Origin of the sequence: Isoptericola sp. F-RaC21, assembly GCF_038593535.1 — a bacterium.
In the GTDB taxonomy this organism is placed as follows: Bacteria; Actinomycetota; Actinomycetes; order Actinomycetales; family Cellulomonadaceae; genus Isoptericola.
In genome coordinates this window covers 289,008-313,333 of sequence record NZ_JBCFYX010000005.1, presented here as the reverse complement: position 1 = coordinate 313,333, position 24,326 = coordinate 289,008, and the positions used below count along the sequence as shown (strand labels likewise).

Here is a 24,326-nt window from a genome sequence, read left to right as displayed (position 1 = left end):
GGTAGGGGCGACGGCCCGGGGTCGCCACCGCGAACGGCGCCCCGGTCGCGGCGTCACGACTGGTGGGGCAGGGTGCTGGTGCAGTCACGGCCACAGCGGGAGGGGTACCGGTGAGCGACGCGCGGGCGAAGCGACGCCTCCCGAGACCCACCCCGCGCGACGTCGTCTCCGGCTTCGTGACCGGCCTGTTCTCCATCCCCGAGGGCATGGCGTACGCGACGGTCGGCGGGTTCTCGGCGCCGATGGGCCTGTGGTCGGGCGCCGTGCCGACGGTGATCGGCTCGGTCTTCTCCCGCACGGTCCTCATGGTCACCACGCTGACCAGCGCCATCGCGCTGTCGGCGAAGAGCGTGCTCACCGACGCCGGCCTGGACCCGTCGGACCTGGGCTCGGTCGCGGCGCTCACGCTGATGGTGGGCCTGTGGATGGCGCTGCTGGGCGTGCTGCGGCTCGGGTCGGTGATGTCGTTCGTCTCGACGGCGGTCATGACGGGCTTCACCGCCGGCATCGCGGTGCAGATCGTGGCCGGCGTGGTGAAGGACGCGACCGGCTACGTGCCGCAGTCGCACAACACGGTCGGCAAGCTCGTCGAGGCCCTGGCGCACGTGGGCGACTGGGACGGCCCGACGGTCGCCGTCGCCCTCGCGACGGTCGCCGCGTGGGCGGCCCTGAGCCTGGTGCCGCGGCTGCGCAAGACGGCGACGCTGCTGGCGCTCGTCGTGGTCACCGTCGTCGTGACGCTCCTGGGCAGCGACGTCGAGCTGGTCTCCGACATCGCCGCCATCCCCCGGTCCCTGCCGCCGTTCACGCTGCCGGACGTCGGCGCGCTGCCGGACCTCGTGTCCGGCGGCTTCGCCATCGCGCTCATCGCGCTCGCGCAGGCCGCGGGCATCGGCGCCGCCGTGCCGAACCCGGACGGGTCGCGCACGAACGTCTCGAAGGACTTCACCGCCCAGGGCCTCGCGAACGTGGCGGGCGGGTTCTTCGGCGCCCTCCCCACCGGCGGGTCGCTGTCGCGCACCGGCGTCGCGACGAGCGGCGGCGCGCAGACCCGCTGGGCCGGCATCTTCTCCGGCGTGTGGCTGATCGTCATCGTGCTGGCCGTGGGCCCGCTGGCCGGCGCCATCCCGATGGCGGTGATCGGCGGCCTGCTGCTCGTCATCGGCGGCGAGCTGGTCGCGGGCCGGTGGGCCGACATCGTGCTCGTGTTCCGCACGTCGTGGCTGTCCGCCGCGGCCCTGGTCGTGACGTTCCTCGCGACGACGCAGCTGCCGCTGCAGCAGGCCATCTTCCTCGGCGCGGCGCTGTCCATCGTGCTGTTCGCCGTGCAGGCGGCCAAGCGCGGCAGGCTGATCCAGCTCGTCCCGACGGGCGACGGCGACTTCGGCGTCGAGGACGCCCCCTCCGACCTGCCGAGCGGCCGCACCACCGTGCTGCACTACGTCGGCACGGGGTTCTTCGCCGAGGTGAACCGCCTCGAGGAGGAGTGGCCGCACACGGCGCACACCCGCGACGCCGCGCTCGTGATCTCGCTGCGCGGGTCCGCCGGCATCCCGTCGACCACGTTCCTCAAGTCCCTCGACCGCCTGCTCGCGCGCTGGCAGGACCACGGCGTCGAGGTCGTCGTCTGCGGGGTGCCCGAGGAGCTGGCGCGCCGCTTCGCCGTGAGCGGCGTCGCCGAGCGTCTCCGGGACGCCGTCGTGCCGCAGACCGACGTGCTCCTCGGGTCCGTGCGCGAGGCCTACGACCTGGCCGAGCGCCGTCGCACCGCCCGGGCCTCCGGCACGTCCTCCAGCAAGGAGCACCCGTCATGACCGACGTCCTCACCGGCATCGCGCAGGTCGCGATCCTCGTCTTCGTGCTGACCTCGATGGTGGCGCTCGGGCTGTCGCTCACCGTGGCGCAGATCCTCACGCCGCTGAAGAACGCGCGGCTGGTGGTGCTCGGGCTCGTGCTGAGCTTCGTCGTCGCGCCCGCCGCCGCCTGGGGCGTCGCGGCGCTGTTCGGCCTGGGCGACGACCAGACGCTGGGCCTCCTGCTGCTCGGCGTCGCCGCGGGCGCGCCGTTCCTGCCCAAGCTGGCGCAGCTCGCGAAGGGCGCCGTCCCCTACTCCGTCGGCCTCATGGTGCTGCTCATGGTGGTCACGGTCGCCTACGTGCCGCTGGTGCTGCCGCTGCTGGTCGACGGCGTCACGGTGAGCGCGTGGGACATCGCCCGGCCCCTGCTGCTGCTCATGCTGCTGCCGCTGGCCGTCGCTCTCGCGGTGCGGGCCCGCTACCCCGACTCCGCGCACCTCGCGCCGGTCCTCAACCGCATCTCGTCCGCGGCGCTGGCCCTGGGCATCGGCGCGGGCGTCCTCGTCGGGCTGCCCGCGATCTGGGACCAGGTCGGCACCGGGCTCCTGCTGGCGACGCTCCTCCTCGTCGTCGTGCTGCTGGTGCTCGGCTGGCTGCTCGGCGGGTCGACCCGCGAGCAGCGGGCCGTGACCTCGCTCGGCACCGCCCAGCGCAACCTGTCCGCGGCCCTGCTCATCGCCGGCACGAGCTTCGTCGACACCCCCGTCGTGCTCGTGACCGTCATGGTCGCGAGCCTGCTGCTCACCGCCGCGCTGCTGCTCACCGCCGCCGAGCTCGGCAAGCGCGCCGGCGCCCGCGGCGCCGAGCCGGCCGCCTCCGCGGAGGGCTGAGCGCTCACCGCGCGGAACCCGACGAACGGTGCCAACCTGGCGCCATGCCTACGACGCCCAAGCCTGCATCCGCCACCGTCGTCAGCCAGCAGCAGGCCCTGCTGAACAGCCTGCCTTTCTCCGACACCCAGGACTTCGAGGACGCGACACGCGGCCTCGTCGGCCGCCGCCAGCCCAACGCGGTCACCGACGCCGACGGGGCGGTCGTGTGGGACAACGACACCTATGCCTTCCTCGAGGGCGACGCCCCGGACACGGTGAACCCGAGCCTGTGGCGCCAGTCGAAGCTCAACACGGCCGAGGGCCTGTTCGAGGTGGTCCCGGGCATCTACCAGGTGCGCGGCATGGACCTGTCGAACACGTCGTTCGTCGAGGGCGACGAGGGCGTCATCGTCATCGACACCCTGCTGACCAACGAGACCGGCGCCGCCGCCCTCGCCCTCTACCGCGAGCACCGCGGGGACCGGCCGGTCAAGGCGATCGTCTACACCCACTCGCACGCCGACCACTACGGCGGCACCAAGGGCTTCATCTCCACCGAGGACGTCGAGTCCGGCGCGGTGAAGATCTTCGCGCCCGAGGGCTTCGTGGAGCACTCCATCGTGGAGAACGTCTACGCGGGCACGGCGATGAACCGGCGTGCGGCGTACATGTTCGGCGCGGCGCTGGCCCGCGGCCCGCAGGGGGCGGTCGGGGCGGGCCTCGGCCAGACGCTCTCGACCGGCGAGGTCTCCTTCGTCCCGCCCACCGACATCATCTCCACCACCGGCCAGGAGGTGACCGTCGACGGCGTCCGGATGGTCTTCCAGATGGCGCCCGGCACGGAGGCGCCGTCCGAGCTGCTGCTGTACCTGCCCGACTTCAAGGCGCTCTGCGCGGCGGAGGACGCGACCCACACGCTGCACAACACGCTGACGCTGCGCGGCGCCGTCGTGCGCGACCCCCACGCGTGGGCGAAGTACCTCACCGAGACCATCGACCTGTGGGGCGGCGACGTCGAGGTCGTCTTCGCGTCGCACCACTGGCCGACGTGGGGCAAGGAGCGCGTCGTGAAGTTCCTGCAGGACCAGCGCGACATCTACGCGTACCTGCACGACCAGACCCTGCGCATGCTCAACAAGGGCCTCACCGGGCCCGAGATCGCCGAGGAGATCACGCTCCCGCCGGCGCTGGAGAACGCGTGGAACGCCCGCGGCTACTACGGCTCGGTGAGCCACAACGTCAAGGCGATCTACCAGCGCTACCTCGGCTGGTTCGACGGCAACCCGGCGCACCTGTGGGAGCACGTGCCCGTCGAGCGCGCCAAGCGGTACGCGAAGCTCGCCGGCGGCGTCGACGCCCTGGTCGCGAACGCGCGCGAGGCCTTCGACGCGGGCGACTTCCGCTGGGCCGCGGAGGTCGCCAACCACGCGGTCTTCGCGCAGCCCGACCACGCCGAGGCGCGCGAGGTGCTCGCCGACACGTACGAGCAGCTCGGCTACGGCGCGGAGAACGGCACCTGGCGCGACTTCTACCTGGCCGGGGCGATGGAGCTGCGGGACGGCCAGTTCGGCACCCCGACCGAGACGAACGCGCCCGACGTCATCGCGAACCTCACCCCCGAGATGCTCTTCGACGCCATCGCCATCCAGGTGAACGGCCCGAGGGCGTGGGACGAGAAGCTGTCGATCGACGTCGTGCTCACCGACTCGGACGACCGCTACCGGCTCCGCCTCGCCAACGGCGTGCTCACGTACAGCGCGGCGCCCCAGCAGGGCGACGCCGACGCGACCATCACGTCGGCGCGGGCCGCGCTGCCAGCGCTCGCCGCGGGGAACCCGGCGGCGCTGGCCGCCGCCGGCATCGAGGTGTCGGGCGACGCCTCCGTCCTCGGCCGCCTGACCGCCGTCCTCGACCCCGGCGACAAGAACTTCGCCATCGTCACGCCCTGAGGCCGTCTCCCGGCCCGCTCAGCGCACGAGCGGGCGGGCCGGGCGCTCAGCCACGGTCAGAAGACGACGACCGCCACCAGGCCGGCGACGCCGAGCAGGGCCGTGCCGCCGCACATGAGCGCGATGCGGCGGCCGTGCCGCAGCCGCGGCTGGTCGGCGCCGAGATGCCGCTGCGTGTGCCGTGCGTGCCGCTTGGCGAACCACCACAGCGGCGGCGTGAGCACCAGACCGACCGCCGCGGCCAGGAGGAACGACGTCGGGCCGTCCACGCCCGGCAGGGTCTGCCACGCCACCGCGCACGCCGCCGTGAACGACAGCAGGGTGCGCCGCCAGGCCAGCGCGGTGCGCTCGACCTGGAGGCCGCGGTCGCGCTCGGGCCCGACCAGCGGGGGGCTCGGCCGGTCCGTCATCGTCAGCCCTGGTGGAGCAGGAGGGCGAGCAGCACGAGGATGCCCACCACGGTGATGGTCACGACCAGCACGAACCCGGTGATCGCGCCCGGCAGCGGCCCGTGCTCGCGCATCGCCCGCTCGGAGCGGGCCCACTCGACGGCCGCCGCGACGGGCACGGCGGCGCCCGCCACGAGCAGCACGATCGCGGACGCGAGGCGCAGGTGCGGCTCCATGGGCAGGTCCAGGGCCTCGAGCGCGGTGCCGCCGGCGATGAGCCCCAGGGCCGTGCGCAGCCACGCGAGGATGGTGCGCTCGTTGGCCAGCGAGAACCGCGGGTCGGGCTCCGTGCCCCTCTCGTAGACCCAGCGGGGGAAGCGTTCGCGGCTCACGAGGCCCGAGCCTAGCCAGCGCCGGCCGCGCGGGCGCGGGCGGGCGTCGGACGCGGTGGCTAGCGTCGGCGTCATGTCCGCCCCCTTCCGCGCCCTCCACCGCCCCGGCGACCCGCTCCTGCTCCCGAACGCGTGGGACGCCGGCTCCGCGCGGATCCTCGCCGCCCTCGGCTTCGCCGCGGTCGCGACGACGAGCAGCGGGTTCGCCGCGACGCTCGGCCGGCGCGACGGCGCCGTCACGCGCGACGAGGCGCTCGCGCACGCCGCCGCGCTCGTGGCCGCCGTCGACGTCCCCGTGAGCGCGGACCTGGAGAACGGCTTCGCGGACTCCCCCGCCGACGTCGCGCGCACGGTCGCGGACGCCGTCGCGGCCGGGCTGGCCGGCTGCTCGATCGAGGACGCCACGGGCCGCGACGACCACCCCGTCTACGACCGCGCCCTCGCCGTCGAGCGCGTCGCCGCCGCGGCCGAGGCCTCCGGCGACCTGGTGCTCACGGCCCGCTGCGAGAACCACCTGTTCGGCCGCGACGACCTCGCCGACACCATCTCGCGCCTGCAGGCCTACCAGGAGGCCGGGGCGGACGTGCTCTACGCGCCGGGGCTGCGCGACGTCGCCGCGGTCGCGACCGTCTGCCGCGAGGTCGACCGGCCCGTCAACGCGCTGCTCCTCGCGGGCGGGCCCACGCCCGCCGAGCTCGCCGACGCCGGGGTGGCGCGGATCTCCGTCGGCGGCACGTTCGCGTGGAACGCCCTGTCCGCGCTGGTCGACGCCGCCCGCGAGCTCCAGGCCGGCGGGGTCGGGTTCCTCGAGCGCACCGGCCCCGCCCGCGACGTCATGCCGCGGGCGTTCCGGGGCTGACGGACCGGGCCGGCAGGCGGCTACGGCGCCAGCCGCTGGGTGATCACCGACTCCTCCGGCCCGTGCTGCACGCGCGCGAGCGCGCCGTTGACCAGCGCGAGGTACGGCGGCACGTGGCCGCACTCGACGTCCGCAAGCACCGGAACCCCGAGGCCGCCCAGCGCGTCGCGGACGGCGTCGTGCTGGGTGAAGCCCTCGACGTCCGGCGCGTGCGTGCGGCTCACCAGCACCGCGTTCGCGGCGTCGAACCAGCCCGCGTGCCGCATCGCCCACAGGGCCCGTGCGACGTCGGTCGCGCCCCACTCGCACACGTCCAGGGAGACGACCAGCCCCTCGGGGCCGTGCTCGGCGGCGAACCGCGGCACGTCGCCGTACGGCGTGCCGGCGAGGAACGACACGGTCTCCACGCAGCCGCCGAACAGCCTGCCGGTGACGTCGACCGGCGCGTCGGGGTGCGTGCAGTCGAGCCGCCGCCACGAGCCCTCGGTGTCGAGGGTCCACGTCGAGACCTCGGGCTCGTTCTCGTAGTCGTCCCAGCCGGACGACCGGTACCGGCGCGGGGAGCGCTGCACCACCTCCGCCCCCACCGGCGCGGCGGCGACGTCCCACCAGCCCAGCAGACCGTCCGGCACGTCGTACGGCGTGTCCATGAGGTTCTGCCCGTGCAGCGTCGCGACGCCGGTGCGCAGCGTGAGCGGCAGCTGGACGGTCGAGACGTCCGAGAAGCCCACCAGCCACGTCGGGTCGGCCGCCAGCGCGTCCCAGTCGAGCCGGGCCAGCAGGTCGATCGCGAGCTCCCCGCCCCACGGCGGCACGACGGCGCGCACCGCCGGGTCGGTGAGCATCGCGGTGAGCTCGGCCGCGCGCACGGCCGCGGGGCCGGCGACGACCCCGTCGGTCGTGGCCGTCTCGCCGACGCGCACCTCGAAGCCCTTCGCGCGCACGACGTCCGCGGCGTGGCGCAGCCGGCCCTGGAGACGGGGCGCGACGCCAGCGGACGGCGCGGTCACGCCGACGGCGTCGCCGGGGCGCAGAGGGCGGGGGTAGCGGATCGTCATGGCCGGACTGTGCCCGAACGCGACCGTCGCGGGCAACGGGATTCGGGGGCCTCCCGCGGTTGTCCACAGGCGGCCGTCGGGCCTGGTGCGGGGGCTCGGTCTTCGCTAGGGTCGAACACATGTTCGAGCACCTGCTCGAGCCGCGACCTGGACGAGGGGGTGACGACGGATGTCCGCTGCGGTGCTCGAGAGCGCGCTCGACGAACTGCCCGTCGTCACCACGCCGTGGGACGACGTGCTCTCCCCGGCCGGCCCGACGACGGTGCACGACGTCTCGGCGGCGCTCGACGACGCGGAACGGATCCAGGAGCGCATCAACGCCCTGGAGGGCGAGAAGCTCCTCGCCGTGGAGCGCGCACGTCGCGCGGCCGTGCGCTGCGAGCCCGACCTGCTGGCGGGCGAACAGCTCCGCGTGCTGCGCGCCGGTACCGACCGGCGGCACGAGCTGGCGCGCCGGGCGTTCGTGGCGGACGTCGCGACCACGCTGCACGTGAGCGAGCAGCAGGCGGACCACGTCGTCGAGACCGCGCGCACCCTCACCTCCTCCGGGGCCGCCACCCTCGCCGAGCTCCGCCGCGGCCGGATCGGCGCCCGGCACGCGACGGCGATGGCCGACGTCCTCGCCGACCTCCCCGACGCCCAGGCCCGGGCCGCCGTGCAGGCCGAGGCCCTCCCGCGCGCGGCCACGTCGACGCTGGCCCAGTTCCGCACCTGCCTGCGCCGCGCCCGCGACCGCGCGCACCCCGAGCCCTTCACCCTGCGCCACGCCAAGGCCGCGGCCAAGCGCGCCGTGTTCGTCGACCCGGCGGCCGACGGCATGGCGTGGCTCAGCGCCCTGCTGCCCGCCACCACCGCCCACGCCGCGCTCGACCGCCTGACCATCGCCGGGCGCACCGCGCGCGAGGCCGGGGATCCGCGCACCCTGTCCCAGCTCCGCGCCGACGCGTGCGCCGCCCTCCTGCTCGCCGGTGCCGAGGGTCGGCCGGCCGAGCCCCTCGAGGGCGAGGCCACCGAGACGACGCCCGCCGTGCCCGACCTCGCCGACCACGCCCGACGGATCACCCCGCGCGTGCAGGTCACGGTGCCGGTGCTGGCGCTCCTGGGCCGCACCGACGAGCCGGCCGAGCTGGCGGGGCACGGCCCGATCGACCCGGCCGTCGCCGCCTTCCTGACCGCCGAGGCGCCGTCCCTGCGGCGGTTGCTCGTGGACCCGATGACGGGCGAGGTCCTGGGCGCCGATCCCGGCACCTACACCGTCCCGACGGCCCTGCGGGCGTACCTGCGCGCCCGCGACGACGGCTGCCGCTTTCCTGGCTGCACCCGCCCGGCCGAGCGGTGCGACATCGACCACACCGTCGCGTGGGCCGACGGCGGACGCACCGTCGCGGACAACCTGGCTCACCTCTGCCGCCGCCACCACACGGTCAAGCACGAGACGCGCTGGCAGGCACGGCAGGACCCCGACGGCACGCTCGTCTGGACCTCACCGACGGGACGCGTCTCGCGCGACCCCGTCGCCGATCCCGTCGACCTCACCGGCCGCGAGCTGGTCCCCCCGGCCCATGCAGACACCGGGCCCGACGACGGCGACCCGCCGTTCTGAACCGCTCAGCGCACTGATCACCCGTCCGAGAGAGACCGCCCTCGGCCCGGAGCAAGTGGCCACGTTCGCGCGGCATTGCTCCATGTCTTCGTGGCCGCCGCTTCCGTCAGATCGACGCCTGTGGTGTTCGCGAGGGCGCAGAGGTTCCAGATCATTCGAAGATCTCCATCCCGAGCGCAGCCCTCGCGGTCTCGACGTCACCTTCCTCGGCGGACTGCAGCGCCCGCACGGCGTCGGCCACCTCCCCGACTTCGGACATGACGTGCAGCATCCGTGCCGCGGGATCGCTCTGGTCCCATCCGTGGGTGGTGCTGAGCTGGCGGGCGTTCTCGCAGATCTCGTCGAGCGTCATGTCACGGGACGCTAGCCCCGCCCACCCTCAGAGCATCCCGCGCTCGCGGGCGACGGCGGCGGCCTCGGTGCGCGACTGGGTGCCCAGCTTGGTGTTGATGTGCGCCAGGTGGGACTTCACGGTCGCGACGGACACGAACAGCTCGCGCGCGATGGCGTCGTTCGACCGGCCCGCGGCGACGAGGCGCAGCACCTCGAGCTCGCGGGCGCTGAGGTTCTCGCCCGGCGACCGCATGCGCCCGAGCAGGCGGCGCTGCACGTCGGCGCCGAGGATGACCTCGCCGGCGGCGGCGGAGCGGATGGCACGGGCCAGCTCCTCGGTGGGCGCGTCCTTGAGCAGGTAGCCGGTGGCCCCGGCCTCGACGGCGGCGAGGATGTCGGCGTCGGTGCCGTACGTGGTGACGACGAGCACGGGCGTCGCGTGCCGGTGGACCACGGTGCCGGTGGCCTCGGCGCCGCCGAGCCTCGACCGGCCCGGCCCGGCGTCGCCGAACCGCAGGTCGAGCAGGACGACATCGGCCCGCCCGCCGCCGCCGAGCCAGGCGAGCAGGTCCTCGGCGGTGCCGGTCTCGTGCACGACGCGCATGTCGGGCTGGCCGTCGACCACGGCCCGCAGCCCGGCGCGAACGACGGGGTGGTCGTCGGCGAGCACGACGTCGATCACGGCGCCCCCTCGACGGGCGCGAGGGGCAGCGTGACCGCGAGGGCGGTACCCGCGCCGGGCGAGGTCTCGAGCGCGACGGTGCCGCCCAGCTCGCGCGCCCGCGCACGGACGGAGGGCAGCCCGAAGCCGCGCCCGGACGTCCCCGCGGCGCCCGCGACCGCCGGGTCGAACCCGCGCCCGTCGTCCACGACGTCGAGGGTGACGGTGTCCCGCTCGTAGGTGAGCGTGAGCCGGGCGCGGCGCGCGTCGGCGTGCTGCACCACGTTGGCCAGGGCGGACTGGGCGATGCGCAGCAGCGCCGTCTCGACGGGCACGGGCAGGGGCCGCACGTCGCCAGCGGTGTGTACGGCCACGTCGAGCGGTTGGCGTTCGGCCACCCGGCGCAGCGCCGCGACGAGGGTGGTGCGGTCGAGGTCGGGCGGCGTGAGGTCCTGCACGACGCGGCGCGCCTCGGCGAGGCTGTCCCGCGCGGCGCCGCGCGCCTGGCCCACGAGGTCGCGGGCCCTGGCGTCGTCCGTGCCGACGGCGTCGTCGGCGGCCCGCAGGAGCAGCTCGATGGCGGACAGCGACTGGGCCAGGGTGTCGTGGATGTCGCGGGCCAGACGGGCCCGCTCGTCGGTGACGGCCCGCTCCCGCTCCGCCTGCGCGAGGTGCTGGCGCACCTGGGTCAGCTCGTCGACCGTCCGCTGCCGCGTCTGGGACTCGCGGACGAACGCCTCGATCCCCAGCACCACGCCGACGGCCACGGCCGCGCCGAGCACGGGCCCCAGCACGAACCCGGTCCACGGGTCGTCGGCGCCAGCCTGCACCAGCAGCCCCTCGGCGACGGCGAGCGCCGTCGTCACGACGACGGCGACGACTCCGCGGCGCGGCCCGAGCACGTGCATCTCCAGCAGCATGAGCGGGAACGCGAGCCAGAGAGCCGCGGGCGAGAGCCACAGCAGCACCACCCACGGGATCACGAGGGCGACGACCCACGCGGTGTCCGGCCACCAGGCGCCGCGGCGGGTGTCGACGGGCCGGTCGTGCACCCGCACCGCCCGCCGCCCCGTCACGTAGACGGCGACGAGCACGGCCGCGACGGCCGCCGACGGCCACGTCCGCCCCGGCGGCGCCTGCACCACGGCGACGACGGCGAGCACCGCGAGCAGGACGTCGAGCCCCAGGATCAGGGCGCGCGTCGCCGACGGCCGGGGGCGGTGGATCACCCCGTCCACGGTAGCCGCGCCCGCCGGCGCCGCATCGTCCGAAAGGTGGAAAGGCCGGGCCACCCTTCAGCCCCGCAGGATCCCCCCGGATCCCGATGATCGCGGGCCCCCGGCCGCGGAGGCTGGACGCAGTCCCGTCCCCGTCGACCCGTGGAGGTCTTCTCGTGTTCGTCGCCCTGCGCGACCTGCGGCACGCTCGCGGCCGCTTCGTCCTCATGTCCGTGGTGATCGTGCTGATCACGTTCCTCGTCACGTTCCTCGCGTCCCTCACCGCAGGCCTGGCCCGCGAGTCGACGTCGGCGATCACGGACCTGCCCGCCGACCACCTCGCGTTCTCCATGCCCGCCGGCGGCGACGCCCCGGAGTTCACGGCCTCGCGCGTGACGAGCGACCAGTGGGAGGCCTGGGCTCGGGTGCCGGGCGTGGAGTCCGCCGAGCCGCTGGGCCTGGCCACCACGCGCGCCGGGTCGGACAGCACGACGGCGTCCGTCACCGCGCTCGGCGTGCCCGACGGCGTCGAGGCCGGCACCGTCGTGCTCACCCCCGCCGCCGCGGACGCGCTCGGGGCGCGGACCGGCGACACCGTCACCCTGGGCGGCACCGAGCTCACGGTCGCGGCGACGGCCGACGCCGACGAGTCGTTCTCGCACACCCCGGTCGTGTGGACCACGCTCGACGACTGGCAGGACGTCGGCGCCCGCGGCGCGGGGACCGACGACGTCGCGACCGTCGTCGCGCTCACCACCTCCGCCGACGCGGATGCCGCCGCGCTGGCCGACGCCGACGCGGCCCTGGGCACGACGACCGTGACGACGTCGGACGCGCGCTCCGCGGTGCCGTCGTTCGCCGGCGAGAACACGTCGCTGACGACGATGCAGGCGTTCCTGCTCGTCATCTCGGCGCTGGTGGTGGGCGCGTTCTTCACCGTGTGGACCATCGGGCGCTCCGGCGACGTCGCGGTCCTCAAGGCCCTGGGCGCGTCCACCCGCTACCTGCTGCGCGACGCGCTCGGGCAGGCCGCGGTGCTGCTGGTCGGCGGGGTCGCCCTCGGCACCGCGCTCACCGCCGCGGGTGCGGCCCTGCTGCCCGACGCCGTCCCGGTCCTCGTCACGGCGACGACGACGCTCGTGCCCGCCGCCGGCCTCGTGCTGCTCGGCCTGGTGGGCGCCGCCGTCTCGATCGCCCGCATCACCCGCATCGACCCGCACGCCGCGCTCGCGGCGCGCTGAAGGAGCTCCGATGGACCTGCACCTCGACCACGTCACCCTCGTCTACCCCGACGGCGACGGCACGCTCACCGCCGTCGACGACGTCGACCTCGCCGTCCCGGCAGGTACGACGACGGCGCTGCTCGGCCCGTCCGGGGCGGGCAAGTCCAGCCTGCTCGCCGTGGCCGCCGGGCTGACGAACCCGACCCGCGGCGCGGTCCGCGTCGGCGACGACGTCGTCTTCACGCCCACGACGACGGTCGCGGCCGCGACCCGCGCACGCCTCGACCGCATCGGCATGGTGTTCCAGTCGCCGCAGCTGCTGGGCTCCCTCACGGCGCTGGAGCAGCTGGAGCTGCACGCGCACCTGCGCGGCCGCCGACCGGCGAGCGTCCGGGAGCGGGCCCTGGAGCTGCTCGACGCCGTCGGGGTGGCCGACCACGCGGGCAAGCGGCCCGCGCAGCTGTCCGGCGGGCAGCGGCAGCGCGTCGCGATCGCACGCGCGCTGGTCGGGCGGCCCGAGGTGCTGCTGGTCGACGAACCGACGTCGGCCCTCGACCACGAGCGCGGCACCCGGGTCGTCGAGCTGATCACCGGCCTGGCCCGCGAGACCGGCGCGGCCACGCTGCTGGTGTCGCACGACGCGTCCACGCTCGCGTCCGTCGACGCGACGGTGCGGATGCTGGACGCGCGCCTCGAGCGGGTCGAGGCGGCGGCCGGCCGCGGCTAGCAGGTCGGGCAGGGCCGCTCGGCAGGCTGCCGGCGCATGGCGCCCCGGACGGCGTCGACGGCGTCCTCGACGCGCTCGGCCCAGGTCGCCCGGCGGGGGCGCACGCGGAACGTGCTCGCGGCGGCCACGTCGGAGGTGACGGCGGCCGCCTTCTCCGGGGAGCAGCGCCCGTACTTCGCCAGGTACGCGTCGTCGAGCAGCGTGTGCAGCTCGGGCGCCACCTCGGCCAGCACCACCGGCCGCCGGGACCCGTCGACCTGCAGGTGGGCGCGACCGCCGGCGACCCCGGTCGAGCCGGGCGCGGACCGCACGTACAGGTCGCGACCCAGGCGCACGACCCAGCTGCGCGACGGTGCCCCGGGTTCCGCCGCGGGCACGATCCGCACGGCGGCGGCCGTCGCGAGGTCGCCGAGGAGGTCCAGGTCGTGCGCGGGCGGGGCGGTGCGGGTCAGCAGGGTCACGCCAGGTCGAACCGTGACCCGCGCCACTTCTATTCCGGACGCCGGCGGCGCCGGCCCGTCAGTCCAGCGGGTCGCGCGAGATCGGGCAGGTCATGCAGTGCCCGCCGCCACGCCCGCGGCCGAGCTCGGCCCCGACGATGGTGATGACCTCGACGCCGGCGCGACGGAGCGCGGCGTTGGTCAGGGTGTTGCGGTCGTAGGTGAAGACGACGCCCGGCTCGAGGGCCACGGCGTTGTTGCCGGAGTCCCACTGCTGGCGCTCCGAGGCGTAGGCGTCGCCCGCGGTCTCGACGACGCGCAGGGCCGGCAGCCCGAGCGACCGGGCGACGACGTCGACGAACGGGGTGTCGCCCTCGTCGGTCACCTCCACGCCCGGGGCCTTGTCCGAGGGGCGCAGCGTGAAGGCGTGGATGCCGTCGACGATCGTCGGGTGCACGGTGACGAGGTCGCGGTCCGCGAACGTGAACACGGTGTCCAGGTGCATCGCCGCGCGCAGCCGCGGCATCCCGGCCACGACGACCTGCTCGACCTCACCGCCGTCGAACAGCGCCTTGGCGAACTGGGTGATGCCCTGCCGCGACGTGCGCTCGCTCATGCCGACCAGCACGGTGCCGTTCCCGACGGGCATGACGTCGCCGCCCTCGATCGTGGCCTGCGCCCAGTCCTGCTCCGGGTCACCCCACCACACCCGCGAGCCGACGTAGTCCGGGTGGAAGGAGTAGATCGCCTTCATCAGCAGCGTCTCGTCCTTGCGCGCCGGCCAGTACAGCGGGTTGAGCGTGAGCCCGCCGTAGATCCAGCAGGTCGTGTCGCGCGTGTACAGGGTGTTGGGCAGCGGCGGGAGCAGGTACTCGGGCGTGCCGGTGGACTCGCGGGCCAGGTTCACGTAGTCGCTGCGGAAGTCGGCGGGCAGGTCGTGCGTGGACAGGCCGCCGACGAGGAAGCGCGCCAGCTCGCGGTCGGTCAGCGAGTCCAGGTACGCGCGGGTGCCCTCGACGAGTCCCAGGCCCACCTGGTTCGGCACCACCTTGCGGTCCAGCAGCCAGTCGCGCGCCTGCGGGATGGCCATCGTCTGCGCCAGCAGGTCGTGCAGCTCGACCACCTCGACGCCCCGGTTGGTGAGCTTGTTGACGAAGTCGAGGTGGTCGCGCTGGGCGGACTCCACCCACATGACGTCGTCGAACAGCAGGTCGTCCGAGTTGGTCGGGGTGAGCCGCTCGTGCGCGAGCCCGGGCGAGCACACCAGCACCTTGCGCAGCCGCCCGACCTCCGAGTGGACGCCGTGGGCCGGGGCGGAGGGGGCGGTGGTCATGGGGAGGTCCTTTCGGTCGGACGACGGACGATGAGGCGGTGGTGGCGGGTCAGATCGAGATCCAGCCGGCGGCGAGGCCGACGACCGCGAGCACGGCGATCGCCAGCACCACGACGAACAGCACCAGCTCGGCGGGGGTGAAGACCCTGCGCCCCTGCTCGCGCCGGGTCATGACGAACAGGATCGTCGCGGGGGCGTAGAAGAGGAACGAGACCAGGACGAGGCTCAGCCCGGCCGCGAACACGAGGAAGGCCGTGTAGGCGGTCGCCAGGACGGTGATCACCAGGTCGCCGCGCAGGGTCGACGGCGGCGCGCCGTCGTAGGTCTCCCGGGTCGCGCGCAGCTTCACCGCGTAGAGCGCGGCGAGCAGGAACGGGATGAGCGTCATGACCGCGGTCATGTCGAGCGCGAAGTCGAACGCGTCCTCGGAGAAGTAGGTGAGGATCAGCACGACCTGCGACAGGGACGTGCTCAGCAGCAGCGCGTTGACCGGCACGTCCTGGTCCGTCTGCCGGGACAGGAACCGCGGCATGTCGCGGTCCTTGGCGGCGACGAACAGCACCTCGGCGGCCATGAGGGTCCACGCCAGGTACGCGCCGAGCACGGAGATGATCAGCCCGACGCCGACGAAGACGCTGCCCCACTCGCCGACGGCCGCCTCGAGCACCCCCGCCATCGAGGGCTGGCGCAGCTCGGCGATCTCGGCCATCGGCATGACGCCGTAGGACACGATCGTCACCGACGCGAAGATGGCGAAGACGCTCACGAAGCCGAGGATCGTGGCCCGGCCGACGTCCTCGCGGCGCTTCGCGTGCCGGGAGTAGACGCTCGCGCCCTCGACGCCGAGGAACACGAAGACGGTGACCAGCATGGTGCCGCGCACCTGCTCGAACAGGTTCCCGGCGTAGTCGGCGCCGCCCCAGTTCTCCGCGAACGCGCTGGGGTCGAAGACGAACAGCGCCAGCAGGACGAAGACGATGATGGGGATGATCTTGGCGACGGTGACGATCCGGTTGATCGCCGTCGCCTCCTTGATCCCGCGCCGCACCAGCAGGAAGAAGAGCCACAGGCCGACGGTGGACAGCGCGAGCGCGAGCACCGTGTCCCCGGCGCCGAGCGCGGGGATCCACTGCCCGAGCGTCGACATGATGAGCACCCAGTAGGTGACGTTCCCGACGCACGCGCTGGCCCAGTAGCCCGCGGCGGCGAAGAAGCCGGTGTACTCGCCGAAGCCGGCCTTCGCGTACGCGTAGACGCCGGCGTCGAGGTCGGGCTTGCGCATCGCGAGCCGCTGGAACACGAACGCCAGCATCAGCATGCCCGCGCCCGCCACGACCCAGGCGATGAGGGCGCCCATGACGCCCGTCTCCTGCGCGAACCGGCGGGGCAGCGAGAACACCCCCGCGCCGACCATGGAGCCGACGACCATCGCCGTGAGTGTCAGGAGCGACACCTTGGTGGTCGTGCCGCCGGACGGGGTCGCTGTGTCCTGGTGCGCCATGCGTCGCGCCTCCCGCGCTGGACATTTCCGGGTGCTGCGGCCGATCGTCGCACCGTCCGCCCAGGTCCGCGCGTCGAGCGGCCGATCGGCGCATCCTGAAGGTTGACAGCCCGACGTCGTCCGGGCATCCTCGTGAAACGACTCAATTTGAAGCGCTTCAAAGTAGAAGTGGGAGAACGATGACGACCTCGACAGCGCCGGGAAAGATCCCGGGCAGGACCTGGTACCGCACGACGGTGGCGGGCATGGCGTCGTACCTCGACGCCGGTGCCATCATCACCACCGGCACGGCGCTGGTGCTGTACAAGGAGCCGCTGGGCATCAGCGACGCGCAGTTCGGCCAGTACTCGGCCCTGCTGACGTTCATGATCGCGGCGGGCGCGCTCGTCGGCGGCCGCCTGGCCGACCTGTTCGGCCGCAAGCGCGTCTTCCTCGCCACGATGGCGGTCTACGCCGCCGGCGCCGCGATCCTCGTCGCCGCGCCGGGCACCGGCGCCCTCTACGCCGGCGTCGTGCTGCTCGGCCTCGCGGTCGGCGCGGACCTGCCGGCGTCGCTCGCGATGATCGCCGAGGAGGCGCCGCCCGAGCACCGCGGCAAGCTCGTCTCGTTCTCGCACATCCTGTGGCTGGTGGGCATCATCGCCGCGCAGCTGTTCGGCATCGTCGTCGGCGGCCTGGGCATGACCGGCGGCCGCATCATGTACGGGCAGCTCCTGGTGCTCTCCCTCGTGGTGCTGGTGCTGCGGGCCGGGATGCCGGAGTCCTCGCGCTGGCGGGCGGCGCACGCCGGCACCGCCGCCGCGGGCGCGACGGAGTCCGTCGACCTGGGCACCCTCAAGCGCCTGCTGCGCGGGCCGTACCTCATGCCGATGATCGCCGTCGCGCTCTTCTACGCGCTGGTCAACGTGGGCGCCAACACCGGCGGCCAGTTCTCCACCCTGATGTACACGGAGATGGCCGGCACCACGGTGCAGTTCGCGTCCACGGTCGGCTTCGTGACCTTCGCGATCGCGTTCGCCGCGACCTACTTCCTCATGCGCATCGTCGACGGCGCCCACCGGATGCGCTGGTTCGCCGTCATGGCCGTGTTCTACACGCTCGGCTACCTGATCCCGGTCGCGTTCGGCGTCGAGGTGTGGACGCTCGTGACCATGGGCGTCGTCGGGTCGATCGCCGGTGCCGTCGCGGGCGAGCCGATGTTCAAGGTCTGGGCGCAGGAGCTCATCCCCACCACCTACCGCAGCACCGCGCAGGGCGTCATGATCGCGTTCACCCGCGTGGTCGCCGCCGTCGTCGCCCTGTGGACCCCCACCCTCCTCGCGGCCAGCCCGGACGTGCTGTTCGTGTTCGTGGCGGCGTGCATCGCCGTGGGCGGCGTGATCGGGTACTTCTGGATCACCCGGTACCCGCGCGTCGCCGACGACGAGCCCGCCGCGCCGACCCTCCCCACCAGCACCGCCAGCAGCACCGCCACGAGCACCGCCGACGAAGGAGCCCGATGACCCCCTCCGCCCCCGTCCTGCGCGTCGAGCACCACCCCCAGCCCGCCCTGGGCGTCGGGGAGGACCGGCCCCGGCTGTCCTGGCACCTCGAGGACGCGCCCGCGGCCTACCGGCAGGGCGCGTACGAGGTCGCGTGGCGCACGACGGCGCCGGACGGCGCCGTCCTCGAGGACACGGCCGCGGTCGTCGACGGCGCCGCGCAGGTCCTCGTGCCCTGGCCCGGCGCGCCGCTCGGGCCCCGGGCGCGGGCCGAGGTGCGCGTGCGGACCCGGGACGGCGGGGCGGACGACGCGGGCTGGGGCCCGTGGAGCGAGCCGGCCGTCGTCGAGCGCGGGCTGACCGCGGCCGACTGGACGGCCGAGCTGGTCGGCCCCGGGTACGACGAGGGCCCTGTCGAGACCCGGCGCGCGCCGCTGCTGCGCCGAGGCTTCGACGTCCCCGGCCGCGAGGTGCGCTCGGCGCGCCTGCACCTCACCGCGCACGGGCTGGTCGAGGCGGAGCTCAACGGGCAGCGGGTGGGCCGCGACGAGCTCGTGCCCGGCTGGACGCCCTACGACGACCGCCTGCGCGTGTACGCGTACGACGTCACCGACCTGGTCCGCACCGGCGAGAACGCCCTCGGCACCTGGCTCGCCGACGGCTGGTTCCGCGGCCGGTACGGCTTCGAGGGCGGCACGCGGGACCTCTACGGCACGCACGTCGGCGTGCTCGCCCAGCTCGAGGTGGTCACCGACGCGGGCACGGTCGTGGTGGGCGGCGACGCGTCGTGGCGCAGCGCCCCCGGCCCGCTCACCCGCGCGTCCCTGTACGACGGCGAGACCTACGACGCGCGCCTGCTCCCGGCCGGCTGGTCCGAGCCCGGGTTCGACGACGCGGGCTGGTCGCCCGTCGCCGTCCTCCCCCTGGACCGGTCCGTGCTCGCCGCGCCCGACGGCCCGCCCGTGCGCTGCACGGGCGAGCTCGCGCCGGTGAGCGTGACCCGGGCGCCCGGCCCGGACGGCGAGGACGGCTGGCTGGTCGACTTCGGGCAGAACCACTCGGGCCGCCCGCGCCTGACCGTGCCGGCGGCCCCCGCCGGCACCACCGTGCGGGTGCGGCACGCCGAGGTGCTGCAGGGCGGCACGCTGTACACCCGCACGCTGCGCGAGGCCGCCGCCACCGACGAGGTCGTGACGGACGGCGCCGCGATCACCTGGGAGCCGCGGTTCACCGTGCACGGCTACCGGTACGCGCACGTCTCGGGCTGGCCGGGCGAGGACGCCCCCGAGATCGTCTCCCGCGTGCTGCACAGCGACATGGCCCGCACGGGCTGGTTCGCCAGCAGCGACCCCGACCTGGACCGGCTGCACGAGAACGTGGTGTGGAGCCTGCGCTCCAACTTCGTCGACATCCCCACGGACTGCCCGCAGCGCGACGAGCGCCTCGGCTGGACCGGCGACATCCAGGCCTTCGCGCCCACCGCGGCGTTCCTCTACGACGTGCACGGCATGCTCGGCGACTGGCTCCGGACCCTGTCGGCGGAGCAGCGGCGCTTCGGCGGCACCGTGCCCGTGTACGTGCCGTGGATCCCAGGCGGCCGGTTCTGGGACCCCGCGCAGGACGTCGCGGGCTGGGGCGACGCCGCCACGCTGGTGCCGGAGGCGCTGCACCGCGACTCCGCGGACGTCGCGCTGCTCGAGCGGCAGTACGCGAGCGCCGTCGGCTGGGTGGACAAGGTGGCGGGCCTCGCCGGGCCCGACCGGCTCTGGGACACCGGGATGCAGCTCGGCGACTGGCTCGACCCGACCGCCCCGCCCGAGGACCCGCTGCGGGCGCAGACCGACCCGCACCTCGTGGCCACCGCCTACCTCGCCCGCTCCGCGCGGTCCGTGGCGGAGATGGCCCGCACGCTGGGCCGCGACGACGACGCGGCCCGCTACGGCACGCTCGCCGACGAGGTCGCCGCCGCGTACCGCAAGCGCTACGTCGACAGCGGCGACCCGATGCACGACACCCAGACCGCGCACGCGCTGTCGATCGTCTTCGACCTGCTGGACGGCGACGACGCGCGCCTCCGCGCGGGCGAGCGGCTCGCCGCGCTGGTGCGGGACGGCGGCTGGACGGTCGGCACCGGGTTCGCCGGCACGCCGCTGGTCGCCGACGCGCTGAGCAGCACCGGGCAGCTCGACGCCGCGTACGCGCTGCTGCTCAGCCACGCGTCGCCGTCGTGGCTGGCCATGGTGGACCTGGGTGCCACGACCATCTGGGAGCGCTGGGACAGCATGCTCACGGACGGCACGGTGAACCCGGGCGAGATGACGTCGTTCAACCACTACGCCCTGGGGTCCGTGGCCGACTGGCTGCACCGCGTGGTCGCCGGCCTCGCGCCCCTCGAGCCCGGGTACCGCACCTTCCGCGTGGCCCCGCGGCCCGGCGGAGGGCTGATCCGCGCCCAGGCGCGGCACGTCACGCCGTACGGCACGGCGGAGGTCGCGTGGCGGATCGAGGACGGCGAGCTGGTGGTCCGGTGCGTCGTGCCCGTGGGGACGACGGCCGAGCTGGACGTGCCGGGCCTCGAACCGGCCGTCCTGGGCCACGGCCGGCACGAGGTGCGGGCACCCGCGGCCCGTCCGGAGTCGCCTCTACATCGTTGACACGGGCACCGGACGTCCCTACCGTCGAGCACGTTCATCGACCGGAAAGCGCTCACAGCGACGTGACGACGAAGGGATCGATCCACATGACACGCACCACCCGACGCGGGGCGCGGCGGCGACGCCTCGGCGCGACCGTCGCTGCCGCCCTCACGGTGGTCGCCACCGGCGCCGCCGGCGCGACCGGCGCCACCGCCGCGGCCGAGAGCACGGTCGCGGCGGACGGCACCGGCGACTTCACCACGATCCAGGAGGCCGTGGACGCCGTCCCCGCCGACAACGCCAGCGAGCACGTCATCACGATCGAGCCCGGCACGTACCGCGAGCGGGTGCTGGTCGACAAGCCGAACGTCGCCCTGGTCGGTGCCGGCAGCGCCGAGGACGTCGTGATCGTCGAGGGCGTGAGCGCCGGCGAGGGCGGCAGCCACCGGGACAGCGCCACGGTGCACGTCACCGGCGAGGGCTTCCGCGCCGACAACGTGACCTTCGAGAACGACCACGACGAGTCGGCGAGCGAGGAGGGCAACCAGGCGCTCGCGCTGTACCTGGAGGCCGACCGCGCCGTCATCGACGACTCCCGCGTGATCGGCGACCAGGACACGTTCATGATCGACGACCCCACCCGCGCCTACGTCAGCGACTCGTACATCGAGGGCACCGTCGACTTCATCTACGGCGAGGGCACCGCCGTCTTCCACCGGTGCGACATCTACGAGAAGCGCCAGCAGGGCGGGCCGATCACCGCGGCCCGGACGGCCGCGGGCACGAAGTACGGCCTGCTCTTCTACCGGTCGCACGTCACCGGGGCCACCGACGGCACCACGCAGCTCGGCCGACCTTGGGGCCCGGACGGCCAGGTGCTCTTCCGCGAGTCGGAGCTGTCCGCGACGATCGACACCGACCAGCCGTGGATCGACATGTCGGGCAACGACTGGCGCGAGGCGCGGTTCCTCGAGTACCGCAACACCGGCGCGGGCGCGACGGTCAACGGCAACCGCGCGCAGCTGCCCGACGACCAGGCGGACGAGTACACCCCCGAGAAGTACCTGGCCGGGTCGGACGGCTGGGACCCCGTCGACCGCTCCGGCGAGTCCGCGGGCGGGACGACGGCGGCCGGCTAGCGGCGTCGCCCCACGGCCTTGACCGCCTCGACCAGCAGGAAGACCACCAGCGCGAGCCCCGCCGTCTTGCCCCACTCCGCCCAGCCGATCGCGGCGGAGTCGAACCAGTCGTGCATGAACGGGGTGTAGACGAACACGCACTGCAGGGCGACGAGCGCGACGGCCGAGAGCCAGACGACGCGGTTGCCGCGCAGCACGTCGACCGTGAGGCTCGAGCGGTCCAGGAACCGGCAGTTGAACAGGTACGCCAGCTGGCCCAGGGCCAGCATCGTCACCGCCGTGGTCTGCGCCTCGGCGAGCGGTGCGCCCTGGGCCCGCTCGGCGTAGAAGACGAACAGCGTGGCGCCGCCGATGAGCAGGGACACGACGAGGATGCGGCGCACGAACGCGGCGTCGAGGATCGACGCCTTCGGGTCGCGCGGCGGCCGGGACATGACGCCCGGCTCCGCCCTCTCGTACGCGAGGCCGAGGGACAGCGTGACCGCCGTGATCATGTTGATCCACAGCACCTGCACGGGCGCGAGCGGCAGCACCAGGCCGAACAGCACCGCCACGAGGATCACCAGCGACTGCGCGCCGTTGGTGGGCAGCAGGAAGAGCACGGACTTGCGGATGTTGTCGTAGATCCGCCGCCCCTCCTCCACGGCCCGCTCGATGGTGGCGAAGTTGTCGTCGGCGAGCACCACCTCGGCCGCGTCCTTCGTGGCCTCGGTGCCCTTGATGCCCATCGCGACGCCGACGTCGGCCTGCGTGAGCGCGGGGGCGTCGTTGACGCCGTCCCCCGTCATCGCGACCACCTCGCCGTGCGCCTGCAGCGCGGAGACGATGCGGATCTTGTGCTCCGGGCTGGTGCGGGCGTAGACGTGCACGTCCTGCACGACGGCGCGCAGCTGCTCGGTGGTCATCGCCTCCAGCTCCGCACCGGTGAGCACGGCCGGGCCCTCGCCCGCGCCGTCGTCGTGGACGATCCCCATCTCGCGGCCGATCGCCACCGCGGTGCCCGCGTGGTCGCCGGTGATCATCGTGACGGCGATGCCCGCGTCGCGGCACTGGGCGATGGCGTCGATCGCCTCGGGGCGCGGCGGGTCGACGATGCCGACCAGGCCGCACAGCTCCAGGCCGTCGTCGACGTCCGACGCCTCCAGCGCGCTGGTGCCCGCCGACGCGCGGGTCCTCGCCGCCGCCAGCACGCGCAGGCCCCGGCCGCCGATCTCGTCGATCTGCGCCTCCCAGAAGGCGCGGTCCAGCGGCTGCGCGGTGCCGTCCGGCGCCGTCTGCGTGGTGCAGCGGTCCAGCACGCGGTCGGGCGCGCCCTTGACGTGCACGACGACCCGCCCGTCCGCGGCACGGTCCAGGGTGGCCATGTACTTGGTCTCGGACTCGAACGGCACCAGGTCCAGCCGCGACCAGCCCGAGGTGTCGAAGCCCGCCTTCATGCCGAGGCTGCGCAGCGCGCCCTCCGTCGGCTCGCCGACCAGCCGCCAGTCGTCGTCCTCGCCGGGCACCACCCGGGCGTCGTTGCACAGCATCATCGCGGCGACGACGGCGGCGGCGTCCGGGCGGTCGAGCAGCTCCGGACGCGCCGGCAGGGGCGCGTACCCGGCGCCCGCGACCTCCAGCTCGCCGCCGGCGGTGCGCACCAGCCGCGCGGTCATCTCGTTCTTCGTGAGCGTGCCGGTCTTGTCCGAGCAGATCGTCGTGACGGAGCCCAGGGTCTCGACGGCGGGCAGCTTGCGCGTGATGGCGCGGCGGCGGGCCATCTGCTGCACGCCGAGCGCCAGGGTGATCGTCACCAGGGCGGGCAGGCCCTCCGGCACGGCCGCGACGGCGAAGCCGATCGACGCGGACACCAGCTCCGGCACGGAGAAGTCGTGCACCACCCGGCCGATGACGACCATCACCACGGCCATGCCCAGGATGAGCACCGCGAGCAGCTTGCCGAACCGGTCGAGCTGCCTGGTCAGCGGCGTCTCCAGGCTGGTGACCTCGGAGATCATCGTCTGGATGCGGCCGATCTCGGTGCGCTCGCCGGTGGCCGTGACCACGCCGACGCCCTGGCCCGCGGCCACGAGCGTGCCGGAGAACAGCATGCTGGTGCGGTCGCCCACCCCGGCGGCGGCGTCTACGGCGTCGACCCGCTTGCTCGCCGCGACCGACTCGCCCGTGAGCGCCGACTCCTCGACGCGCAGGTTGGTGGCCCGCAGCAGCCGTACGTCGGCGGGCACCCGGTCGCCGGAACGCACGCGCACGACGTCCCCCGGCACGACGTCGTCGGCGTCGACCTTGGCCCACGCCCCGTCGCGGCGGGCCTCGGCGTGCACCGAGAGCATCTGCCGGATGCCGTTCAGCGCGCTCTCGGCGCGCCCCTCCTGGATGAAGCCGATCGCCGCGTTCACCACCGCGACCAGCAGGATCACGGTGAAGTCGACCCAGTCGCCGAGGATCGCCTTCAGCACCGCCGAGACCAGCAGGATGTAGATGAGGACGTCGTCGAAGTGCACCAGGATCCGCTTCCACAGCGGGTCCTTCTCCGGCGGCGGCAGCCGGTTCGGGCCGACCTCCGCGAGCCGCGCCGCGGCGTCGGCGGCGGACAGCCCGCCGTCGTCCGTCCGGAGCGCGGCGAGCACCTCGGCGGGCGGCCGTGACCAGGGGGCCGGGTCCGTGGCGACGTCCTGCGTGGGTCCCATGCGGCCCATTCGACCCCGGTTCGACCCGTG

The 24,326-nt window shown here is 74.4% G+C and carries 20 protein-coding genes; 10 read left to right on the top strand and 10 right to left on the bottom strand.

Features of this window, described 5'->3' with window-relative positions:
- The first annotated feature begins 110 nt into the window (after positions 1-110).
- Genes AAG589_RS19665 through AAG589_RS19655 form a run of 3 tightly spaced genes read left to right on the top strand, consistent with a single transcriptional unit; the run spans position 111 to position 4,617 of the window.
- Complete coding sequence (locus AAG589_RS19665; RefSeq protein ID WP_430568982.1) at positions 111-1,814, top strand: SulP family inorganic anion transporter; 1,704 nt, start codon at positions 111-113, stop codon at positions 1,812-1,814.
- A complete protein-coding gene (locus tag AAG589_RS19660) occupies positions 1,811-2,686 on the top strand; it encodes a hypothetical protein (protein WP_430568981.1) in 876 nt (291 codons plus the stop codon). Before AAG589_RS19665 ends, AAG589_RS19660 begins: the two co-directional genes overlap by 4 nt.
- 44 nt (positions 2,687-2,730) lie before the next feature.
- Positions 2,731-4,617, top strand: coding sequence for an alkyl/aryl-sulfatase (locus AAG589_RS19655; protein WP_430568980.1), 1,887 nt, complete (start codon positions 2,731-2,733; stop codon positions 4,615-4,617).
- A 56-nt stretch (positions 4,618-4,673) separates the two neighbouring features.
- On the opposite strand, the gene AAG589_RS19650 is transcribed toward AAG589_RS19655, so the two are convergent.
- Together AAG589_RS19650 and AAG589_RS19645 are read right to left on the bottom strand one after the other, a co-directional pair.
- Positions 4,674-5,027 (bottom strand): DUF202 domain-containing protein, encoded by a 354-nt coding sequence (locus tag AAG589_RS19650; protein WP_430568979.1) that lies wholly within the window; start codon positions 5,025-5,027, stop codon positions 4,674-4,676.
- Positions 5,028-5,029: 2 nt separating this feature from the next.
- Entirely contained in the window at positions 5,030-5,473 is a 444-nt protein-coding gene (locus AAG589_RS19645) for a YidH family protein (RefSeq protein ID WP_430568978.1), read from the bottom strand.
- On the opposite strand from AAG589_RS19645, the gene AAG589_RS19640 reads away from it, so the two are divergent.
- The gene (locus AAG589_RS19640) at positions 5,472-6,257 is read left to right on the top strand and encodes an isocitrate lyase/PEP mutase family protein (protein ID WP_430568977.1); all 786 of its coding nucleotides are present in this window, start codon (positions 5,472-5,474) and stop codon (positions 6,255-6,257) included. The two genes, AAG589_RS19645 and AAG589_RS19640, sit on opposite strands and share 2 nt — an antisense overlap.
- A 20-nt stretch (positions 6,258-6,277) precedes the next feature.
- On the opposite strand, the gene AAG589_RS19635 is transcribed toward AAG589_RS19640, so the two are convergent.
- A complete protein-coding gene (locus AAG589_RS19635) occupies positions 6,278-7,315 on the bottom strand; it encodes a S66 family peptidase (protein WP_430568976.1) in 1,038 nt (345 codons plus the stop codon).
- A gap of 169 nt (positions 7,316-7,484) precedes the next feature.
- On the opposite strand from AAG589_RS19635, the gene AAG589_RS19630 reads away from it, so the two are divergent.
- On the top strand, positions 7,485-8,918 hold the full coding sequence (locus AAG589_RS19630) for an HNH endonuclease signature motif containing protein (protein ID WP_430568975.1): 1,434 nt from the start codon (positions 7,485-7,487) through the stop codon (positions 8,916-8,918).
- Between the two features lie 151 nt (positions 8,919-9,069).
- Here the strand turns inward: AAG589_RS19630 and AAG589_RS19625 are convergent, their stop codons facing one another.
- The 3 genes from AAG589_RS19625 to AAG589_RS19615 are packed head-to-tail and all read right to left on the bottom strand — an operon-like array spanning position 9,070 to position 11,141.
- A complete protein-coding gene (locus tag AAG589_RS19625) occupies positions 9,070-9,270 on the bottom strand; it encodes a MazG-like family protein (protein WP_430568974.1) in 201 nt (66 codons plus the stop codon).
- Positions 9,271-9,297: 27 nt separating this feature from the next.
- Positions 9,298-9,933, bottom strand: a complete 636-nt coding sequence (locus tag AAG589_RS19620) for a response regulator transcription factor (protein ID WP_430568973.1) — start codon at positions 9,931-9,933, stop codon at positions 9,298-9,300.
- Positions 9,930-11,141: a sensor histidine kinase gene (locus AAG589_RS19615; protein ID WP_430568972.1), complete on the bottom strand. Its 1,212-nt coding sequence runs from the start codon at positions 11,139-11,141 to the stop codon at positions 9,930-9,932. The genes AAG589_RS19620 and AAG589_RS19615 overlap by 4 nt, the downstream gene beginning before the upstream one ends.
- Before the next feature lie 164 nt (positions 11,142-11,305).
- On the opposite strand from AAG589_RS19615, the gene AAG589_RS19610 reads away from it, so the two are divergent.
- Together AAG589_RS19610 and AAG589_RS19605 are read left to right on the top strand one after the other, a co-directional pair.
- On the top strand, positions 11,306-12,370 hold the full coding sequence (locus AAG589_RS19610) for an ABC transporter permease (protein WP_430568971.1): 1,065 nt from the start codon (positions 11,306-11,308) through the stop codon (positions 12,368-12,370).
- 10 nt (positions 12,371-12,380) lie between these two features.
- Positions 12,381-13,079, top strand: coding sequence for an ABC transporter ATP-binding protein (locus tag AAG589_RS19605; protein WP_430568970.1), 699 nt, complete (start codon positions 12,381-12,383; stop codon positions 13,077-13,079).
- Here AAG589_RS19605 and AAG589_RS19600 read toward each other — a convergent pair.
- From AAG589_RS19600 to AAG589_RS19590, 3 genes are read right to left on the bottom strand one after another with little or no spacing between them, the layout of a single operon-like run.
- A complete protein-coding gene (locus AAG589_RS19600; RefSeq protein WP_430568969.1) occupies positions 13,076-13,540 on the bottom strand; it encodes a DUF2255 family protein in 465 nt (154 codons plus the stop codon). The genes AAG589_RS19605 and AAG589_RS19600 overlap by 4 nt on opposite strands.
- 58 nt (positions 13,541-13,598) lie before the next feature.
- Positions 13,599-14,852, bottom strand: a complete 1,254-nt coding sequence (locus AAG589_RS19595) for an arginine deiminase (protein ID WP_430568968.1) — start codon at positions 14,850-14,852, stop codon at positions 13,599-13,601.
- 49 nt (positions 14,853-14,901) lie between these two features.
- Positions 14,902-16,353, bottom strand: coding sequence for a basic amino acid/polyamine antiporter (locus AAG589_RS19590; protein ID WP_430568967.1), 1,452 nt, complete (start codon positions 16,351-16,353; stop codon positions 14,902-14,904).
- 179 nt (positions 16,354-16,532) lie between these two features.
- On the opposite strand from AAG589_RS19590, the gene AAG589_RS19585 reads away from it, so the two are divergent.
- From AAG589_RS19585 to AAG589_RS19575, 3 genes are all read left to right on the top strand, one after another.
- Positions 16,533-17,855: an MFS transporter gene (locus AAG589_RS19585; protein WP_430568966.1), complete on the top strand. Its 1,323-nt coding sequence runs from the start codon at positions 16,533-16,535 to the stop codon at positions 17,853-17,855.
- Positions 17,852-20,488 (top strand): glycoside hydrolase family 78 protein, encoded by a 2,637-nt coding sequence (locus AAG589_RS19580; RefSeq protein ID WP_430568965.1) that lies wholly within the window; start codon positions 17,852-17,854, stop codon positions 20,486-20,488. The genes AAG589_RS19585 and AAG589_RS19580 overlap by 4 nt, the downstream gene beginning before the upstream one ends.
- Positions 20,489-20,574: 86 nt before the next feature.
- Positions 20,575-21,609 carry a pectinesterase family protein gene (locus AAG589_RS19575; protein ID WP_430568964.1) on the top strand — a complete coding sequence of 345 codons (1,035 nt, stop codon included), beginning with the start codon at positions 20,575-20,577 and terminating at the stop codon, positions 21,607-21,609.
- Here the strand turns inward: AAG589_RS19575 and AAG589_RS19570 are convergent.
- Positions 21,606-24,296: a cation-translocating P-type ATPase gene (locus AAG589_RS19570; RefSeq protein ID WP_430568963.1), complete on the bottom strand. Its 2,691-nt coding sequence runs from the start codon at positions 24,294-24,296 to the stop codon at positions 21,606-21,608. The genes AAG589_RS19575 and AAG589_RS19570 overlap by 4 nt on opposite strands.
- Between the last annotated feature and the right edge of the window lie 30 nt (positions 24,297-24,326).

Excerpts from the sequence above, each read along its gene's own strand:
- AAG589_RS19660 (WP_430568981.1), top strand. The coding sequence starts at position 1,811 with ATGACCGACGTCCTCACCGGCATCGCGCAGGTCGCGATCCTCGTCTTC.
- AAG589_RS19655 (WP_430568980.1), top strand. The coding sequence starts at position 2,731 with ATGCCTACGACGCCCAAGCCTGCATCCGCCACCGTCGTCAGCCAGCAG.
- AAG589_RS19650 (WP_430568979.1), bottom strand. The coding sequence starts at position 5,027 with ATGACGGACCGGCCGAGCCCCCCGCTGGTCGGGCCCGAGCGCGACCGC.
- AAG589_RS19640 (WP_430568977.1), top strand. The coding sequence starts at position 5,472 with ATGTCCGCCCCCTTCCGCGCCCTCCACCGCCCCGGCGACCCGCTCCTG.
- AAG589_RS19645 (WP_430568978.1), bottom strand. The coding sequence starts at position 5,473 with ATGACGCCGACGCTAGCCACCGCGTCCGACGCCCGCCCGCGCCCGCGC.
- AAG589_RS19635 (WP_430568976.1), bottom strand. The coding sequence starts at position 7,315 with ATGACGATCCGCTACCCCCGCCCTCTGCGCCCCGGCGACGCCGTCGGC.
- AAG589_RS19630 (WP_430568975.1), top strand. The coding sequence starts at position 7,485 with ATGTCCGCTGCGGTGCTCGAGAGCGCGCTCGACGAACTGCCCGTCGTC.
- AAG589_RS19625 (WP_430568974.1), bottom strand. The coding sequence starts at position 9,270 with ATGACGCTCGACGAGATCTGCGAGAACGCCCGCCAGCTCAGCACCACC.
- AAG589_RS19605 (WP_430568970.1), top strand. The coding sequence starts at position 12,381 with ATGGACCTGCACCTCGACCACGTCACCCTCGTCTACCCCGACGGCGAC.
- AAG589_RS19595 (WP_430568968.1), bottom strand. The coding sequence starts at position 14,852 with ATGACCACCGCCCCCTCCGCCCCGGCCCACGGCGTCCACTCGGAGGTC.
- AAG589_RS19590 (WP_430568967.1), bottom strand. The coding sequence starts at position 16,353 with ATGGCGCACCAGGACACAGCGACCCCGTCCGGCGGCACGACCACCAAG.
- AAG589_RS19585 (WP_430568966.1), top strand. The coding sequence starts at position 16,533 with ATGACGACCTCGACAGCGCCGGGAAAGATCCCGGGCAGGACCTGGTAC.
- AAG589_RS19580 (WP_430568965.1), top strand. The coding sequence starts at position 17,852 with ATGACCCCCTCCGCCCCCGTCCTGCGCGTCGAGCACCACCCCCAGCCC.
- AAG589_RS19575 (WP_430568964.1), top strand. The coding sequence starts at position 20,575 with ATGACACGCACCACCCGACGCGGGGCGCGGCGGCGACGCCTCGGCGCG.
- AAG589_RS19570 (WP_430568963.1), bottom strand. The coding sequence starts at position 24,296 with ATGGGACCCACGCAGGACGTCGCCACGGACCCGGCCCCCTGGTCACGG.